This is a genomic window from Streptomyces sp. ADI96-02, from assembly GCF_003846185.1.
GTDB lineage: Bacteria > Actinomycetota > Actinomycetes > Streptomycetales > Streptomycetaceae > Streptomyces.
In genome coordinates this window covers 3,335,378-3,353,986 of sequence record NZ_ML123034.1, presented here as the reverse complement: position 1 = coordinate 3,353,986, position 18,609 = coordinate 3,335,378, and the positions used below count along the sequence as shown (strand labels likewise).

12 protein-coding genes and 1 riboswitch are annotated in these 18,609 nt (G+C 71.2%); of the genes, 5 read left to right on the top strand and 7 right to left on the bottom strand.

Annotated elements, in window-relative coordinates:
- Positions 1-70: 70 nt before the first annotated feature.
- Positions 71-988, top strand: coding sequence for an HAD family hydrolase (locus EES43_RS14645; RefSeq protein ID WP_124269146.1), 918 nt, complete (start codon positions 71-73; stop codon positions 986-988).
- A gap of 46 nt (positions 989-1,034) precedes the next feature.
- On the opposite strand, the gene EES43_RS14640 is transcribed toward EES43_RS14645, so the two are convergent.
- The 5 genes from EES43_RS14640 to hisC form a co-directional block, all read right to left on the bottom strand.
- Positions 1,035-2,795 carry a sensor histidine kinase gene (locus EES43_RS14640; RefSeq protein WP_124269145.1) on the bottom strand — a complete coding sequence of 587 codons (1,761 nt, stop codon included), beginning with the start codon at positions 2,793-2,795 and terminating at the stop codon, positions 1,035-1,037.
- A 159-nt stretch (positions 2,796-2,954) separates the two neighbouring features.
- Positions 2,955-6,503, bottom strand: a complete 3,549-nt coding sequence (gene cydD / locus EES43_RS14635) for a thiol reductant ABC exporter subunit CydD (protein WP_124269144.1) — start codon at positions 6,501-6,503, stop codon at positions 2,955-2,957.
- A gap of 81 nt (positions 6,504-6,584) precedes the next feature.
- Positions 6,585-7,589, bottom strand: a complete 1,005-nt coding sequence (gene cydB, locus EES43_RS14630) for a cytochrome d ubiquinol oxidase subunit II (RefSeq protein ID WP_124269143.1) — start codon at positions 7,587-7,589, stop codon at positions 6,585-6,587.
- Between the two features lie 18 nt (positions 7,590-7,607).
- Positions 7,608-9,119, bottom strand: coding sequence for a cytochrome ubiquinol oxidase subunit I (locus EES43_RS14625; protein ID WP_124269142.1), 1,512 nt, complete (start codon positions 9,117-9,119; stop codon positions 7,608-7,610).
- 241 nt (positions 9,120-9,360) lie between these two features.
- Entirely contained in the window at positions 9,361-10,440 is a 1,080-nt protein-coding gene (hisC, locus tag EES43_RS14620; protein WP_124269141.1) for a histidinol-phosphate transaminase, read from the bottom strand.
- 426 nt (positions 10,441-10,866) lie between these two features.
- Here hisC and EES43_RS14615 point away from each other — a divergent pair, with 426 nt between their 5' ends.
- The 3 genes from EES43_RS14615 to EES43_RS14605 all read left to right on the top strand — a co-directional run bounded on the left by EES43_RS14615 (position 10,867) and on the right by EES43_RS14605 (position 14,328).
- Positions 10,867-11,979 carry a LacI family DNA-binding transcriptional regulator gene (locus tag EES43_RS14615; protein WP_124269140.1) on the top strand — a complete coding sequence of 371 codons (1,113 nt, stop codon included), beginning with the start codon at positions 10,867-10,869 and terminating at the stop codon, positions 11,977-11,979.
- A 174-nt stretch (positions 11,980-12,153) separates the two neighbouring features.
- On the top strand, positions 12,154-13,314 hold the full coding sequence (locus tag EES43_RS14610; protein ID WP_124269139.1) for a metallophosphoesterase: 1,161 nt from the start codon (positions 12,154-12,156) through the stop codon (positions 13,312-13,314).
- A gap of 183 nt (positions 13,315-13,497) precedes the next feature.
- Positions 13,498-14,328 carry a hypothetical protein gene (locus EES43_RS14605; protein WP_124269138.1) on the top strand — a complete coding sequence of 277 codons (831 nt, stop codon included), beginning with the start codon at positions 13,498-13,500 and terminating at the stop codon, positions 14,326-14,328.
- Between the two features lie 106 nt (positions 14,329-14,434).
- Here the strand turns inward: EES43_RS14605 and EES43_RS14600 are convergent, their stop codons facing one another.
- Together EES43_RS14600 and thiC are read right to left on the bottom strand one after the other, a co-directional pair.
- Positions 14,435-14,791, bottom strand: a complete 357-nt coding sequence (locus tag EES43_RS14600; RefSeq protein WP_124269137.1) for a DUF805 domain-containing protein — start codon at positions 14,789-14,791, stop codon at positions 14,435-14,437.
- 431 nt (positions 14,792-15,222) lie between these two features.
- Entirely contained in the window at positions 15,223-17,016 is a 1,794-nt protein-coding gene (thiC, locus tag EES43_RS14595; RefSeq protein ID WP_124269136.1) for a phosphomethylpyrimidine synthase ThiC, read from the bottom strand.
- Positions 17,009-17,142: riboswitch (TPP riboswitch) on the bottom strand. Its footprint overlaps the gene before it by 8 nt.
- Positions 17,143-17,212: 70 nt before the next feature.
- On the opposite strand from thiC, the gene EES43_RS14590 reads away from it, so the two are divergent.
- Positions 17,213-18,553 carry a YibE/F family protein gene (locus tag EES43_RS14590; protein ID WP_124269135.1) on the top strand — a complete coding sequence of 447 codons (1,341 nt, stop codon included), beginning with the start codon at positions 17,213-17,215 and terminating at the stop codon, positions 18,551-18,553.
- Positions 18,554-18,609: the final 56 nt, after the last annotated feature.

The following is an 18,609-nucleotide window of genomic DNA, read 5'->3' as shown; positions in this document are numbered from 1 at the left end:
TCAGGGACGCGCCGACTCATATGTGCGACCCTCCGCACGCCCGTGCACGCTCGTGCGCGAGAATGGTCCGGTGACCTCAGCGACCGATGCGCCTCTGCCCGCCGTTACCCGGCTGATCGCGACCGACCTCGACGGCACCCTCCTGCGCGACGACAAGACGCTGTCCGCGCGCACCGTCGCCGCCCTCGCGGCGGCCGAGGAGGCCGGCATCGAGGTCTTCTTCGTCACCGGCCGGCCCGCCCGCTGGATGGGCGTCGTCAGCAGCCACGTCCACAGCCACGGCATGGCGATCTGCGCGAACGGCGCCGTGGTCACCGACCTGCGCGCACCGGGCACGCTGCTCTCCGTGCGGCCCCTGGAACGCCGGACGGCCCTGCACGTCGTACGCACCTTGCGCGAAGCGGCCCCCGGCGCCTCGTTCGCCGTCGAGCTGACCACGGGGATCACCTACGAACCGTCGTACCCGCCCTTCCACCTGGACCCCGGCGCCACCGTGGCGGTCGCCGAGACACTGCTGCACGAGGACGCCCCCGGCGTCCCCGTGATCAAGCTCCTCGCCCACCACACCGAGATCGCCCCCGACGCGTTCCTCGCGCTGGCCCGCGCCGCGGCCGGGGACCGGGCCGCCTTCACCCGCTCCAGCCCCTCCGCCCTGCTGGAGATCAGCGGCCTCGGCGTCTCCAAGGCCACCACGCTCGCCGCGTGTTGCGCCGAGCGCGGCATCCCGGCATCCGAGGTGGTCGCCTTCGGCGACATGCCCAACGACGTCGAGATGCTCAGCTGGGCCGGGACGTCGTACGCGATGGGCAACGCCCACCCGGCGGCCCTGGCCGCCGCCACCGCCCGCACCGCCACCAACGAGGAGGACGGCGTCGCGGTCGTCATCGAGCGGATCCTCGCGGCCCGCGGAGCCGCCGTACGGCCCGGCCTCACACCGCTCGCGACAGTCGCGGCCCCGGTCCCGGTGTCGGCCCCAGCCCTGATGTGACCGCGGCTCCCCGCCGCACCGCCCCTCCCTCGCACGGACGGCCCGGTCACAACGGGGCCTCCCACACCACCGTCGTACCGCCGCCGTCCTCGCCGATCCCCGGGCCGAACCAGCTCGCACCTCCCAGCGACTCCGCCCGCCGGGCCAGATTGCGCAGACCGCTGCGGCGGCCCTCCCGCGGAATGCCCACCCCGTCGTCGGCGACCGAGAGGCGTACCGAGCCCCGGCCGTCGGGCAGGTTCGCCGTGGCGTCGACGACCACGTCGATGGCGGAGGCTCCGGCGTGCCGGAAGGCGTTGGACAGCGCCTCGCGCAGAGCCGCGACGAGGTTCTTGCCGGTCAGCTCGCCGACCAGCGAGTCCACGGGCCCGACGAACCGGTGCGACGGCTGGAAGCCCAGCGGGACCGCCGCCATGTTGATCTCCCGTAGCACCCGGGTGCGCAGCCCGGAAGGCGCCTCGGCCGACGACTGCTGAAGCGCGAAGATGGCCGTCCGGATCTCCTGGATGGTCACGTCCAGCTCGTCGACCGCCCGGCCCACCCCGGTCCGCACCTCCGGAACGGCCGACCGCCGCTGCGCGCTCTCCAGCATCATCCCGGTCGCGAAGAGCCGCTGGATGACGAGATCGTGCAGGTCGCGGGCGATCCGGTCCCGGTCCTCGTAGACCGCCAGCCGTTCCCGGTCCCGCTGCGCTTCGGCCATCATCAGGGCGAGCGCGGCCTGCGAGGCGAACTGGGTCGCGAGCGTCCGCTCGGTCCGTGTGAAGGGCCGGGCGCCGAGGGCCCGGGGTGTCGCCAGGGCGCCGAGCACCCGTCCTCCGCTCTGCAGCGGCAGCAGCATGCTCGGACCGAACCGGCCCGCCAGCCCGGTGACCGTCCGGTCGTCGGTGGCGGAGTCGTCGATGAAGACGGCCTCGCCGGCCAACAGCTTCTCCGACACCGGACTCCGCGCCGGAACGATCACCCCGAGCGCGTACGAGGGGTCGACCGAGGAGACCGCGACGATCTCCAGCCCTCCCTCCTCAGCGGGCAGCAGCACGATCCCGGCGGCCGAATCGGCGAGCCGGCGGGCCTGTTCGGCCACCACGGAGAGCGCTTCGTCCGCGTCCCCGCCCGACAGGAGCGCGGTGGTCACCGCCACCGATCCGTCGATCCAGCGCTCCCGCTGCCGCGCCGCCTCGTACAGACGGGCGTTGCCGACGGCGATTCCGGCCTCGGTGGCGAGCACGCGCACCATGTGCAGGTCGTGGTCGGTGAACTCGGCTCCGTCCTGCTTCCCGGACAGGTAGAGGTTGCCGAAGACCTTCCCGTGGACCCGGATGGGGACGCCCAGGAAGGTACGCGTCAGCGGGTGGCCGGGCGGGAACCCCACGGACCTGGGATCACTGCTCAGGTCGCCCAGCCGTACCGGGACGGGGTCGTGGATCAGCGCGCCCAGCAGGCCGCGGCGGCCGTCGGGCCGGTGCCCGATCGCCTCGGCGACCGCGTCCGGAACCCCGTGGGTGACGAAGTCGCTGAGCCCTTCGCCGGTCTCGTCGACGACACCGATGGCCGCGTACCGGGCATGGGCGAGCTCGGCCGCCGTCTCGCAGATGCGGTCCAGGGTGGAGTGCAGTTCCAGCCCGGTGCCGACGGACCGCATCGCCTCCAGGAGCTCCGGGACCCTGGCGGCGAGTTCGGCGGACAGACCCCGCGGGCCTCGGTCGGCCGGATTCGAGGCGTCGGCCGCGTTCGAGACATCGGCCGCGTTCGAGACGTCGGCCGGGATCGAAGCGTCGGATGGGTCCTGCGGATCCGGCTCGGCCATGGCCCGAGCCTAAGGAGTCCCACCCCGGGAGGAAAGTCGGGAATGTCCCACCACTGCCCCCGGCAGGCCCGGCCCGCCCCGGGACAGGCCCGTTCCGGCCCGACCGGGTGCGGGCTGGCCTCCGCCGCTCGTCCACCACGCGCACGCGGGCCCGGGGGCTCAGACCCGCGCCCGCACCGTGTCCCTCTCGCGCTCCAGCATGCGCAGCAGCGGCCCCTCTCGCTGCACGAGTTCGGCGTACGGCCCTCGCTGCACCACCCGGCCCGCGTCCAGCACCAGCACCTCGTCGACCGCGTCGAGACCGGCCAGCCGATGAGTGATCAGCACGGTCGTCCGGCCCCGGGTGGCCGCCAGGAGGTCGGCGGTCAGTGCGTCGGCGGTGGCGAGGTCGAGGTGTTCGGCGGGCTCGTCCAGGACGAGTACGGGGAAGTCGGCGAGCAGGGCCCGCGCCAGCGCCAGCCGCTGGCGCTGACCTCCGGAGAGTCGGGCCCCGTGCTCGCCCACCGGAGTGTCGAGCCCTTCGGGCAGGGACCGCACCCACTCGCGCAGCCGGGCCCGGGAGAGCGCCGCGTACAGTTCGGCGTCACTCGCCTCGGTACGGGCCAGCCGCAGGTTCTCACGGATCGAGCTGTCGAAGACGTGGGCGTCCTGGGCGCACAGCCCCACCGAGCGCCGGACCGTGTCGCCGTCCAGCGCGGACGCGTCCACTCCGCCGAGCCGGTACGTCCCCGAAGAGGCGTCCAGGAGGCGCAGGAGCACCTGCGCGAGCGTCGTCTTGCCCGAGCCGGAGGGACCGACGACCGCCACGCGCCGTCCGGGCTCCAGCGTCAGGTCGAGCGACCGCAGCGCGTCCTGACGCGCACCGGGGTAGCGCGCCGTCAGCCCCCGCACCTCCAGCGGGAAGGGCGAGTCCGGCCGGCCGGCCGGGGCCGCGGGCTCCCGGACTGGTACGGGAGCGTCCAGCACCTCGTACACCCGCTCCGCGCTGCGCTCGACCCGCTGGCGGTACTGGACCGCGAGCGGCAGTCCGGTGACGGCCTCGAAGGCGGCGAGCGGCGTCAGGACCACCACCGCGAGCGCGACGCCGGACAGCCGGCCGTCGTTCACGGCGGGGACGGCGGCCAGGGCGGCGGCCACCACGGTGAGTCCGCAGACCAGGGCGGACAGTCCGCCGCCCAGTGCGGTCGCGGTGGCGGCCCGGGAGGCGATCCGGGTCAGGAGCGAGTCGGCCTCGCGCATGTGCTCCTGCCGGGCGGGCAGCGCTCCGGCGACGGTCAGCTCGGCCGTTCCGCCGAGGAGGTCGGTGACCCGGGTGGCGAGGGCCGCGCGGGCGGGCGCCAACTGCCGTTCCGTACGGCGGGCGCAGGCGCCGGTCACGAGCGGTACGCCCACTCCGGCGACCAGCAGCCCGATCGCCAGGATCAGACCCGCCTCGGGCAGCAGCCAGCCCATGAACCCGACGGCCCCGGCGGAGACCGTGAGGGCCGTCCCGACGGGCAGCAGCCAGCGGAGCCAGTAGTCCTGGAGCGCGTCCACGTCGGCGACCAGCCGGGAGAGCAGGTCGCCTCGGCGCACCGTGCGCAGTCCGGCGGGCGCGATGCGTTCGAGGCCCTGGAACACGGCCACGCGGAGTTCGGCGAGGAGCCTGAGCACGGCGTCGTGGGAGACGAGTCGTTCCGCGTAGCGGAAGACCGCCCGGCCGATGCCGAAGGCGCGCGTCGCGGTCACAGCGATCATCAGGTAGAGCACGGGGGGCTGTTCGGAGGCGCGGGAGATCAGCCAGCCGGAGACGGCCATGAGCCCGACGGCCGATCCGACGGCGAGGCTGCCCAGGAGAAGGGCCAGGGCCAGTTGTCCGCGCCGCGCGCCGGCGGCCCGGCGGACCCGGGCGAGGACCCGGCCCGCGGTGGGATCGGTCCCGCGCAGTACGGCGGACCCGGCGGCGGCGACGTCCACCGGGTCGGCGTCCGGACGGCGTGCGGCCAGCGGCTCGCCGCCGGCGAGGGCCTGCGGGACGGCCGGCCCCGGGGCGCCGGCGGTCGGGGCGCGGTCGGCGGCGGTCGGGTCGGGCAGTGCTCGCGGCTCCAGCGTCACCACGCGGTCCGCGACGCCGAGCAGCGCGGGGCGGTGGACCACCAGCAGTACGGTCCGGCCCGCCGCGAGCCGCCGTACGGCCTCGACGACACCCGCTTCCGTCTCGCCGTCCAGGCTCGCGGTCGGCTCGTCCAGCAGCAGCAGCGGCCGGTCGGCGAGGAAGGCGCGGGCGAGGGCGAGTCGCTGGCGCTGGCCCGCCGAAAGCCCCGCCCCGTCCTCGCCGAGCACCGTGAGCACCCCGTCGGGCAGCTCCGTCACGAAGTCGGACGCCCCGGCGTCGGCCAGGGCGCGCAGCACCGCCGCGTCGTCGGCGTCGGGCCGGGCGAGCCGGACGTTCTCGGCGATCGTGCCGGCGAAGAGGTGCGGACGCTGGGGGACCCAGGCGATCCGGCTCCGCCAGCGCTCCGGGTCCAGGTCGGCGAGATCCTTGCCTCCGACCCGGACGTGTCCGCGCGCGGGGGCGGCGAAGCCCAGGACCACGTTCAGCAGCGTGGACTTGCCCGCGCCGCTCGGGCCGACCAGGGCGACGGTCTCCCCCGGCTCGACGGCGAGCGACGCCGCGTCCAGCGAGGGTTCGGTTCGGCCCTCGTGGCGTACCGTCACGTCCGCCAGCTCCAGCCGCAGCGTGTCCGGGACCTCTTCGGTGCCCGCCCTGCGGGGTTCGGTCTCCAGGACCTGGAAGATCTCCTCGGCGGCCGAGAGCCCCTCCGCCGCCGCGTGGTACTGCGCTCCGACCTGCCGGATCGGCAGATACGCCTCCGGGGCCAGGATCAGCACCACCAGCCCGGTGTAGAGGTCGAGGTCCCCGTAGACCAGTCGCATACCGATCGTGACGGCGACGAGCGCCACCGACAGGGTCGCCAGCAGTTCCAGGGCGAAGGAGGACAGGAAGGCGATCCGCAGGGTGCGCAGGGTGGCGCGGCGGTACTCGGAGGTGATCGTGCGGATCGACGCGGCCTGGGCCTTGGCCCGCCCGAAGACCTTCAGGGTCGGCAGCCCGGCCACGACGTCGAGGAAGTGCCCGGAGAGCCGGGACAGGAGCTGCCACTGGCGGTCCATCCGGGACTGGGTGGCCCAGCCGATGAGGATCATGAAGAGCGGGATGAGCGGCAGGGTCACCACGATGATCGCGGCGGACACCCAGTCCTCGGTGACGATCCGGGCCAGCACCGCCACCGGCACGACGACGGCCAGCCCGAGCTGCGGCAGATAGCGCGCGAAGTAGTCGTCGAGGGCGTCCACTCCGCGCGTCGCCAGCGCCACCAGCGAGCCGGTGCGCTGACCGGTCAACCAGTCGGGGCCCAGCAGCGCGGCCCGCTCCAGGAGCCGGCCGCGCAGTTCGGACTTGACGGCGGCGCTCGCCCGGTGCGCCGCCAGCTCGGTGAGCCAGGCGACCACGGCCCGGCCGATCGCGACGGCGGCGAGCAGGATCAGCGGCGTACGCAGCTCGGAGACCGCGAGCCCGTCCTCGAAGCCGCCGACCACCACCTCGGCGATGAGCATCGCCTGGGCGATGACGAGGGCGGCGCCGACGAGCCCCAGAGCCACCACGGCCGCGAGGAAGAAGCGGGTGGCGCGGGCGTACCGAAGCAGGCGCGGATCGATCGGTTTCACGTGAAACATCCCCCACGAAGCTCGGTGCTCATCGACCGGTCCCTCTCTTCCGTCCTCGGGATCCTGTGCGGATCGGGCGCGTCAGTGCGCGGCGTCGGCGATGTGCTGGGTGCCTATGCGCTTGCGGAACACCCAGTACGTCCAGCTCTGGTAGAGCAGCACCATCGGCGTGGCGATGCCGGCGCACCAGGTCATGATCTTCAGCGTGTACGGGCTGGACGAGGCGTTGGTGACCGTGAGGCTCCAGGCGTCGTTCAGCGAGGACGGCATGACGTTGGGGAAGAGGGTCAGGAAGAGCATCGCGACCGCCGCCACGATCGTCACTCCGGAGAAGGTGAACGACCAGCCCTCGCGTCCCTTGGCGATGGCGCCGATCGCGGCCACCAGGGACACCACCGCCACGGTCATCGCGATGAGGCTCCAGCCGTCGCCGTTGTCCGCCTGGGTCCACAGCAGGAAGCCCAGCGCGAGGACCGCGGTACCCAGGCCCAGCTTCAGGGCCAGCGAGCGCGCCCGTGTCCGGATGTCGCCGACCGTCTTCAGCGCGGCGAAGACCGCCCCGTGGAAGGTGAAGAGGAAGAGGGTGACGAGCCCGCCGAGGATCGCGTAGGGGTTCAGCAGGTCCCAGAGGTTCCCGACGTACTCCATGTCGGCGTCGATCTTCACGCCGCGCACGATGTTCCCGAACGCCACGCCCCACAGCACCGCCGGGATGAGCGAGGTCCAGAAGATCGCGTTCTCCCAGTTCGTCTGCCACTTCTCCCCGGTCCGCTTGGCGCGGTACTCGAAGGCGACTCCGCGCACGATCAGGCAGATCAGGATCACCAGGAGCGGCAGGTAGAAGCCGGAGAACAGGGTCGCGTACCACTCGGGGAAGGCGGCGAAGGTCGCGCCGCCCGCGCTGAGCAGCCAGACCTCGTTGCCGTCCCAGACGGGGCCGATCGTGTTGATCAGGACCCGGCGTTCCTTGCGGCCCCGGGCCAGCAGCTTGGTGAGGACCCCGATGCCGAAGTCGAATCCCTCCAGGAAGAAGTAGCCGGTCCACAGGACGGCGATGAGCACGAACCAGACGTCGTGGAGTTCCATCTCTCAGCTCCTGCGCTCTCAGTAGGAGAAGGCCATCGGCCGGTCGGCGTCGTCCGCGTCATGGCCGCCGATCCTGGTGGGCGGGTTGAGGTCGGCCTCGGTGAGTTCCGGCGGGCCGGCCTTGACGTACTTCACGAGCAACTTGACCTCGATCACGGCGAGCACCGCGTAGACCAGGGTGAAGAGGATCATCGAGGTGAGGACCTCGCCCTGCGAGACGCCGGGGGAGACCGCGTCGCTGGTGCGGAGCACTCCGTAGACGACCCAGGGCTGGCGGCCCGTCTCGGTGAAGATCCAGCCCCAGGAGCTGGCGATCAGCGGGAAGAGCATGGTCCACAGGGCGACGATCCAGTACAGCCGGGCGAACCGCGGGTGCAGCGGCTTGTTCCGGAAGAGGACCAGATGAGGCGCCTCGTCCTCCCCCGTCCGCAGCGCCGGTGGCAGCAGGAACTTCTTCCGGGTCAGCCACAGGCCGAGCACTCCGACCGCGACGGACGCCATGCCGAAGCCGATCATCCAGCGGAAGCTCCAGAAGGCGACGGGGATGTTGGGGCGGTAGTCGCCGGGCCCGTACTTCTCCTGTTCTGCCTTGTTGATGTCGTTGATCCCGGGCACGTACGAGTTGAAGTCGTTGTCGGCGAGGAAGGACAGCATTCCGGGGATCGAGATCTCCACGGAGTTGTGGCCCTCGCTGACGTCCCCGTAGGCGAAGACCGAGAAGGGGGCGCCGTTCTGGCCGTCCCAGAGCGCTTCGGCGGCGGCCATCTTCATGGGCTGCTGCTTGAACATCACCTTGCCGAGCATGTCTCCGCTCACGGCGGTGAACATGCCGGCGATCACCAGGGTGACCAGCCCGAGCCGCAGGGAGGTGCGCATCACGGGGATGTGCTTCTTGCGCGCCAGGTGGAAGGCGGCGATGCCGACCATGAAGGCTCCGCCGACCAGGAAGGAGGACGTGATGGTGTGGAAGAACTGGGTCAACGCGGTGTCCTGCGTCAGCACGGCCCAGAAGTCGGTGAGCTCGGCCCGGCCCCGTTCCTTGTTGATGCGGTAGCCGATCGGGTGCTGCATCCACGAGTTGGCGGCGAGGATGAAGTAGGCCGACAGGACCGTGCCCAGCGAGACCATCCAGATGCAGGCCAGATGGATCTTCTTCGGCAGCTTGTCCCAGCCGAAGATCCACAGCCCGATGAAGGTGGATTCGAAGAAGAAGGCGATCAGCGCCTCGAACGCGAGCGGGGCGCCGAAGACGTCACCGACGAAGCGCGAGTAGTCGGACCAGTTCATGCCGAACTGGAACTCCTGGACGATCCCGGTGACCACGCCCATGGCGATGTTGATCAGGAACAGCTTTCCCCAGAACTTCGTCGCCCTGAGGTACTTCTCCTTGTTCGTCCGCACCCAGGCGGTCTCCAGGCCGGCGGTGAGCGCGGCGAGCGAGATCGTCAGCGGGACGAAGAGGAAGTGGTAGACGGTGGTGATGCCGAACTGCCATCGCGAGAGCGTCTCCGGCGCCAGAGCGAGGTCCACGTCGTCTTTCTCCTTACGTCACCGCGGCCACACGGCACTATGCCCCTTTGATCCGCACGATCACGGTCGAAAACGGGGCACGCTTGTGAACGCGTTCACATTCACAAGCAATTATGACGCACACACTTTCGGACCCTTCGTCGGGGGTACCCCTTATGGCCCGAAGGCCCATGAGAACGGCCCCGGACCTCGTCGTTCGAGGTCCGGGGCCGCCGGTCGCACCGCGCCGTGGCGCGCCGCCCTACAGCTCCGCGCGGAAGACCTCCGCGGCCTTCAGGAAGAGGTCGTTGCCCTCGGTCTCGCCGATCGTGACCCGCACGCCCTCGCCGGCGAACGGACGCACCACCGTTCCGGCCCGCTCGCAGGCGGCGGCGAAGTCGAGCGTCCGGCCGCCGAGCCGCAGCCAGACGAAGTTGGCCTGGGAATCCGGGACGGTCCACCCCTGCCGCACCAGCTCGGCGTGCACCCGCGCGCGCTCGGTCACCAGCGAGCCGACCCGGCCGAGCAGCTCGTCCTCCGCGCGCAGCGAGGCGACCGCCGCGTCCTGGGCGAGCTGGCTGACCCCGAAGGGCACAGCCGTCTTGCGCAGCGCCGCGGCCACCGGCTCGTGGGCCACCGCGAACCCGACGCGCAGCCCCGCCAGCCCGTACGCCTTGGAGAACGTCCGCAGCACCGCGACGTTCGGCCGGTCCCGGTAGATCTCCAGCCCGTCGGGGACCTCCGGGTCGCGGATGAACTCCTTGTACGCCTCGTCGAGGACGACGAGGACATCGCTCGGCACCCGGTCCAGGAAGCGCTCCAGCTCGGCCCGCCGCACGACCGTGCCGGTGGGGTTGTTCGGGTTGCAGACGAAGATCAGCCGGGTCCGGTCGGTGATCGCCCCGGCCATCGCGTCGAGGTCGTGCACCTCGCCGTCGGTCAGCGGGACCTTCACCGAGGTCGCGCCGCTGACCTGCGTGATGATCGGGTACGCCTCGAAGGAGCGCCAGGCGTAGATCACCTCGTCCCCGGGCCCGGAGGTGGCCTGGAGCAGCTGCTGGGCGACGCCGACCGAGCCCGTACCCGTGGCCAGGTGGGACAGGGGCACGCCGAAGCGGGAGGACAGCTCGTTCATCAGCCCGGTGCAGGCCATGTCCGGGTAGCGGTTGAACGTTCCGGCAGCGGCGAGCGCGGACTCCAGGACGCCGGGCAGCGGAGGGTACGGGTTCTCGTTGGAGGACAGCTTGTAGGCGACCGGTCCGTCGGCGGACGCCGGCCTGCCCGGCACATACGCGGGCACGCCGTCCAGCTCGGCGCGCAGCTTGGGGCTCGTCTCGCTCACCGCAGGTCCTCCTCGACCGTCCGACCACATCACTACCGCTCACCTTATGAGGAGAGGGCTCCGCCGCGAACGGCCGGAGCCGGAAATCGTCGGCGGCACCCCGGAAGTCGTGGGTGATCCCGGAAGGAGGGCCTTCGACAAGGATGTCCCGGACGCTTTCTTGAGGGGGAGCGCTCTCGCTTCCTGCGCGCGCCGGTGGCTCGCGCCGTAGCGCGCGTCCCCCGAAGTGGTGAGTTGAGACCTCTTCGAGACATCGAACATTTGGCAGGCTGCCACCCATCAGCACATGACACACTTGCGCAAAAGCGATCAACACCCTTGCTTTGCAAGGAGTTTCAACCCGAATGACCTTGCAGAAACGTGCCTGTCAACGCATGCATATGCGACCGGACCGACCCACCTCCGGAGCCCTACTATCGGCTCGCCATGACAGCAGCAGGGAAGCACCAGGTGAGCCGGACGGAGACACCCCGGCGCAGCGGCCGGCCAGGACGGGCGGGCATCCGCGACGTGGCCGCCGCGGCCGGAGTCTCGATCACGACCGTCTCCGACGCGCTCAACGGCAAGGGCAGGCTCCCGGACGCCACCCGCCGCCATGTCCGCGAGGTCGCAGAGCGCTTGGGCTACCGCCCCTCCGCAGCGGCCCGAACCCTCCGTACCGGCAGGTCCGGCCTGATCGGCCTGACCGTGACCACGTACGGGAATGAACCTTTCACCTTCACCGAATTCGCGTACTTCGCGGAGATGGCGAGAGCCGCGACCTCCGCGGCGCTCGCCCGCGGCTACGCGCTCGTCATCCTCCCCGCCACCTCCCGGCACGACGTCTGGTCCAACGTCGCGCTCGACGGCACCGTCGTCATCGACCCCTCCGACCAGGATCCGGTCGTCACCGAACTGGTACGCCAGGGCTTACCCGTCGTCTCGGACGGCCGCCCGGCCGGGACCCTTCCCGTCACCGCGTGGGTCGACAACGACCACCGGGCGGCGGTGCTCGACCTCCTGGACCACCTCGCGGCGGCCGGCGCCCGGCGCATCGGCCTGCTGACCGGCACCACCACCGACACGTACACCCGGCTCTCCACCACCGCCTACCTCCACTGGTGCGAGCGCGTCGGGCAGGACCCCGTCTACGAGTCCTACCCGGCCCACGACCCCTGCGCCGGGGCGGTCGCCGCCGACCGCCTGCTCGCCCGCCCGGACCGGCCCGACGCCGTCTACGGGCTGTTCGACCCGAACGGCACCGACCTCCTCGCGGCGGCCCGCCGCTACGGACTGCGCGTCCCGGAGGACCTGCTGCTCGTCTGCTGCAGCGAGTCCACCGTGTACGCGGCCACCGAGCCGCCGATCACGACGCTCTCGCTCAAGCCCCGGCGCATCGGCACGGCCGTCGTCCAACTCCTCATCGACGCCATCGAAGGGGTCGAACACGACGGACCGGTGGAGCAGGTCATACCGACGGAGCTCATCGTCCGGACCTCCTCGCAGCGCCGCCCACCGCGCACCACGGTCAGCGCACCACGCTCCCCCAGCAGGGACTGATCGGCTTTTTTCGGACCAATCGGCCGGTGAACCTCACGTACGCCCGGATTCACCACCCCTGGTGCGTCACACAGATCGATCCGCATTCCTATGATGGGCGCACGACACCGCGGACCACCTCTGCCAGGCAGGGACCGTCAGGTGTACGGCGGCGCGACGGTGGTGGAGGGGTCGATGACTCAGGGGGCCGGTCAGGAACCCGTGGTGCGGACGGCGACGTTGCGTGACTTCCGGGTTCCGCCGTATGCGCGGACGCCCGTACCACCGCAGTCGCCCACCGCGGCGCCGCACCCGTCGCCGCCGCACGCGCCCGTGCCGCCGGGGCCGGTACCACCCGTGCCGCAGGGGTCGGTGCCGCCCGTGCCCGCCGCGCCGCCGCACCCCGGCAACGCCGTGCTCGGCGACGAGCCGCCCGAGGGCTACACGCCCACCGAGCGCGACCTCCCCGTCATCAGCCGCGGCGAAGCCGTCCAGGTGCAGGCCGTCGCCGACCCGCGGCACGCTCCGGGGGAGGAGCGCGGACCGCTCTTCGTCGTCGGCGACGTCCACGGCTACCTGGCGGAGCTGCTGGCCGCCCTGGGCGAGCAGGGCCTGGTCGACGCCGAGGGCAACTGGGCCGCGGGCAACGCCCGGCTGTGGTTCCTGGGCGACTTCACCGACCGCGGACCGGACGGCATCGGGGTCATCGACCTGGTCATGCGGCTGTCCGCCGAGGCCGCGGCGGCCGGTGGCTACTGCAAGGCGCTGATGGGCAACCACGAACTGCTGCTGATCGGCGCCAAGCGGTTCGCCGACACGCCGGTCAACTCCGGTGCCGGAACAGCCACTTTCCAGGCCGCGTGGCTCCTCAACGGCGGCCAGAAGAACGACATGGACCGGCTCCAGGACGTCCACCTCCAGTGGATGTCCCGCCTGGACGCGGTCGTCGAGGAGGACGGGCATCTCCTCATGCACTCCGACACGACGGCCTACCTCGACTACGGCTCGACCGTCGAGGACGTCAACGACACGGTGCACGGCATCCTCACGCGCAACGACGCCGACGAGTGCTGGGACCTCTTCCGCAAGCTCACCAAGCGGTTCGCCTTCCGGGACGAGGGCGGCGGCGAGGCGGTGCGGCAACTCCTGGCCACGTACGGCGGTCAGCGCGTCGTCCATGGCCACAGCCCCATCCCGTACCTGCTCGGCGAGGTCGGATCCGAGGACGGCGAGGACAGCGCGGGACCCGTGGTGAACGGTCCGCACGTGTACGCGGAGGGACTCGCCATCGCCATGGACGGCGGCGTGACCATGGCCGGAAAGCTGCTGGTCGTCCAACTGCCCCTGCATGACTGACCTCCGGCGGGAAAGGCACCTCACGATCCGACCGTGCCGATCACCGGGCCTATTTCCGGAAACACCCTGTCACCCCACGGTGTGAGCGCTCTACGATCGGCGTATCCGTAGCAGGCTCTCCTCCGTTTCCGCCCGATCGCCCGGTGTCAACGCGGGCAACCGGGCCCGACGGAGCATCGGGGGATGCAGATGACAAGTGCTCCGCACCTGCTGGCCGAGGACGGTCCCGAGTACGAGCGGATCCTGGGCGACGCGCTGCGCCACGCCCACGAGCGCCCGGACCTGGAGGGCGTCGGTGACCGGCTCAACACCGAACAGCTGCGCACCATGGCGCTCAGCGCCACGGCGCTCATCACCACGGCGGCGGCCACCGAGTACGAGCACTACGTCACGGCCCGTGCCGAGCTGCGCGGCACGGCCGGCGGCGAACCGGAGGGCGACCCGCCGACCGGCGCGGCCGGACCGGGTGCGGGCATAGGCGCGGTCCTCACGGTCCTGACGCCGTTGCTGGCGGGCTCCGCGGCCGTGATCTTCCTGCTCGTGGGCTACCTGCTCCAAGCGGTCGCCCCATCGGTGGCCTTCGGCCGCACCATGGTGGCCGCGGGCTGGTTCTTCGCCGCCGTCGCGGCGGCGGCGATCCTGGTCGCCTCCGTGGGACTGCTGGTCACGGCGCTGCGCAACGGCACTTCCTCGTCGGCCGGGGACGAGGAGGAGGAGCTGTCGGAGGAGGTCGCGCGGGCCCGCGAGGCCTGGCGCCACGCCCTGCTGGAGCGCGGCATCCTGCCGTTCTTCCGGGACGCGCTCGCCGACCCGACGGCGGGCCGGGCCGCGCGGACCCCGCTCCGCTCACCGGACCGCATCCCGAAGATCGGTTACAGCAGGCCCGACTTCACCGGTCCGGAGGGCGGCCCGGCGGCCGGCCCGCGACCGACGTTCACCAGCCCCGACTTCAGCAGCCCGGACTTCAGCGGCCCGGACTTCGGCGGCCCCGAACACCGGCCCGACCAGCCGTAGCGGCCACGAGCCTCGTCGGGCGGGGCGCGTCCGGATACGCCACGGGCCGGGGCGGCATACGCCGCGCCCGGCCCGTTCGGTGCTCCGGCCCGGCCGGAGCGGTGGATCAGCTGTGCTGCGGAGCGAGCTTCGGGTTCACGCCGTACTCGTTCGTCTCCGGCTTGCCCGCGGAGGCGACGAAGACCAGCAGCACGATGGCGCCGACCAGCGGGACGAACGAGATCAGGATCCACCAGCCGGAACGGCCGGTGTCGTGCAGCCGGCGCACGAACACCGCGAGCGACGGGATGAAGATCGCCACGATGTAGATGACGTACGGGATCTGCGTGTCGATCGCCATGCCGATGGCCGAAAGCACCACCGCGATGATGAAGTTGAAGAGCACGAACATCCAGTACTCCTTGCGGCGCGCGCGCCCGCTGAAGCCTGCGTAGTTCTTGAGTACGTCCAGGTACCAGTTCATTGAGCTTCCCTCCCCAAACCCCCGTGCGAGGGCTTACTAATTTCAGCCATGCAAGCGGGAAAGTAAGCCACAGATAAGTATGAGGTCAAGCTGATATGGCCAGGTGACGGAACGTACATCCAGCTGCCGCCCGAACGTGTCCATACCGACGCCCAACACTGCGGGAAATCAGGGCAGATGCCTTCCGAATCCCTGTCTCTTCGTATAGCGGGACGGACCGGCCCGAAAGACCACAGGGCGCAGAAAGACGTGCGGCGCCGACCGGAAGGCCCGACGCCGCACGCCTGCCGTAGATGACGAACCGACTCCGACGGACCGGCTACGGAACGGGACGGTTACGGAACCGACCGGTTACGGAACGGGCCGGTTACGGAACGGGCCGGTTACGGAACGGAGCGGTCACGGAACGGAGCAGTTTCGGAACAACCCGGTTACGGAGCGGACCGGTCGGTGATCGGGAGGTAGACCCGGTTTCCCGCCGCCGCGAACTCCCGCGACTTCTCCGCCATGCCTTCCTCGATCTCCTCCTGCGAACCGCCGTGCTTGCGCCGGATGTCCTGGGAGATCTTCATCGAGCAGAACTTCGGGCCGCACATGGAGCAGAAGTGCGCCGTCTTCGCCGGCTCGGCCGGCAGCGTCTCGTCGTGGAACGCCCGCGCCGTGTCCGGGTCGAGGGCCAGGTTGAACTGGTCCTCCCAGCGGAACTCGAACCGCGCGTCGGAGAGCGCGTCGTCCCACTCCTGCGCGCCCGGGTGGCCCTTGGCGAGGTCGGCCGCGTGAGCGGCGATCTTGTAGGTGATGACGCCGGTCTTCACGTCGTCCCGGTCGGGCAGCCCGAGGTGTTCCTTGGGCGTGACATAACAGAGCATCGCCGTGCCCCACCAGGCGATCATCGCGGCGCCGATGCCGGAGGTGATGTGGTCGTAGGCCGGCGCGACGTCCGTGGTGAGCGGGCCGAGCGTGTAGAACGGCGCCTCCTCGCAGATCTCCTGCTGAAGGTCGATGTTCTCCTTGATCTTGTGCATCGGGACGTGCCCGGGGCCCTCGATCATCGTCTGCACGCCGAACCGCTTGGCGATCGTGTTCAGCTCGCCCAGCGTCCGCAGCTCGGCGAACTGGGCCTCGTCGTTGGCGTCGGCGATCGAGCCCGGACGCAGTCCGTCGCCCAGGGAGTAGGTGACGTCGTACGCCGCCAGGATCTCGCAGAGCTCCTCGAAGTGCTCGTAGAGGAAGGACTCCTTGTGGTGCGCGAGGCACCAGGCCGCCATGATCGAACCGCCGCGCGAGACGATGCCGGTCTTGCGCCGGGCCGTCAGCGGGACGTACGGCAGGCGCACGCCGGCGTGCACCGTCATGTAGTCCACGCCCTGTTCGGCCTGTTCGATGACCGTGTCCTTGTAGATCTCCCAGGTCAGCTCTTCGGCCCGGCCGTCGACCTTCTCCAGGGCCTGGTAGAGCGGCACTGTGCCGATCGGCACCGGGGAGTTGCGCAGCACCCACTCGCGGGTGGTGTGGATGTTGCGGCCGGTGGACAGGTCCATGACCGTGTCCGCGCCCCACCGGGTCGCCCACGTCATCTTGTCCACCTCCTCCTCGATGGACGAGGTGACGGCCGAGTTGCCGATGTTGGCGTTGACCTTCACCAGGAACCGCTTACCGATGATCATCGGCTCGATCTCGGGGTGGTTGACGTTCGCCGGCAGCACGGCGCGGCCGGCCGCGATCTCCTCGCGGACCACCTCGGCCTCGACGTCCTCCCGGATCGCGACGTACTCCATCTCCGGGGTGATCTCACCCCGTCGGGCGTACGCGAGCTGGGTGACGGGCCGTCCGTCGCGGCTGCGCCGCGGCTGGCGCGGGCGGCCGGGGAACACGGCGTCGAGGTTGCGCAGCCCACCGCGCGGCGAGGTGTGCTTGAGCCCGTCGTCCTGGGGGCGGACCGGGCGGCCCGCGTACTCCTCGGTATCGCCGCGGGCGATGATCCAGTGCTCCCGCAGGGGCGCGAGCCCCCGCCGTACGTCGGTGTCGACGGCGGGATCGGTGTACGGCCCGGACGTGTCGTACAGCGTCACGTCCTTGCCGTTGGTGAGGTGCACCTGACGGACCGGCACCCGGAGGTCCGGGCGCGAGCCCTGGACGTATCCCTTGTGCCAGCCGATGGACTTCCCGGCCCCGTCACCCGTGTTCGGTGTCGCGGCAGGCGTGCGTGCGTCCGATGTGGTCATGAGACCTACTCCCTACGCCGGCATTACCCGGTAACAGGTTCGGCGGTCGGCGCAGCAAGTCCCGTACGCGTGTACGGCGATCAGCGCCCTCTCAGCCCGGTGCTCCGAGCTCCCGCGTGTTCAAAGGTGCCTCCACGCTAGCGCCCTCCCTGGCGAGCTGGCCAGAGGGCCCTCCCGTTCTTGCGATGATCGCCCCGTGACCTCCCCCCAGAGCGACCCCGCACCCCAGCCGCCCCAGGGCCACACGCACGGCCACTCGCACAGCCACGGACCGGCCGCCCCGGTGTCGCGGCATTTGCGCAAGGTCATCGCCGCCGTGCTGATCCCGTTCGCCGCGGCGGTCGTCGTGGGCCTGATCGCGTTCTGGCCCGGCGGCGCGCCGGCGCACGAGCGCACCGGCGTCGGCTTCGACCGGCAGACCGAGGACGGCAGGGTCGTCCGTGTCGACAAGGTCGACTGCGCGGACGTCAACGCCGCGCAGATGCCGGCCACCGGCGACACGTCCATGCCGTCGGGAGGTGAGGCGGTGGCCGAGCAGCGGGGGAAGTGCGAGAAGGCGACCGTCGAGGTGACGACCGGCGCCGACAAGGGCCGGAAGTTCGTGGAGGTGGTCCAGCCGGACGCGCCCCGCCAACTGCACCAGGGGCAGGGCGTGATCGTGGCGTACGCGCCCGACGCGCCGCGCGACCTCCAGTACTCCGTGAACGATGTCGACCGGAAGTTCCCGCTGGCGCTGCTGGCCGGGATCTTCGCCGTGGCGGTGGTCGTGGTGGGCAGGCTGCGGGGGCTGATGGCGCTGATCGCGCTCGTCGTGTCGTTCGCCGTGCTGACCCTGTTCATCCTTCCGGCGATCCTCCAGGGTTCGAACCCGCTGGTGGTGGCGGTGATCGGGGCCAGTGCCATCATGCTGGCGGCCCTCTACCTGTGCCACGGGGTGACGGCCCGGACCTCGGTCGCCGTCGTCGGGACGCTGATCTCCCTGCTGCTGATCGGGCTGCTGGGCTCCCTGTTCATCGGCTGGGCCAGTCTGAGCGGGAACACCGACGACAACACCGGCCTCATCCACGGCCTGTACCCGGACATCGACATGAGCGGTCTGCTGCTGGCCGGCGTCATCATCGGTTCGCTCGGGGTGCTCGACGACGTGACGGTCACCCAGACCTCCGCCGTCTGGGAACTTCACCAGGCCGACCCCAGGATGGGTTGGCGCGGCCTGTACCGGGCAGGGATCCGTATCGGAAGGGATCACATCGCCTCGGTGGTCAACACCCTGGTCCTGGCGTACGCCGGTGCGGCGCTGCCGCTGCTGCTGCTCTTCTCCATCGCTCAGAGCAGCGTGGGGACGGTGGCCAACAGCGAGCTGGTGGCGGAGGAGATCGTCCGTACGCTGATCGGTTCGATCGGACTGGTCGCCTCGGTTCCGGTGACCACGGTGCTCGCCGCGCTGGTGGTCTCCGCGGACCGCGGGAGCGACGGCGGGCAGGGCGCGCCGCGCACGCCCGCGCGCACCGGCCGGGGCCGTCGCCGCAAGGCGTGAGGGCGTACGGCGGGCGCGGTGCGGGGGCGCGGGGTGGTCTCGGTCCGAGGCGACGG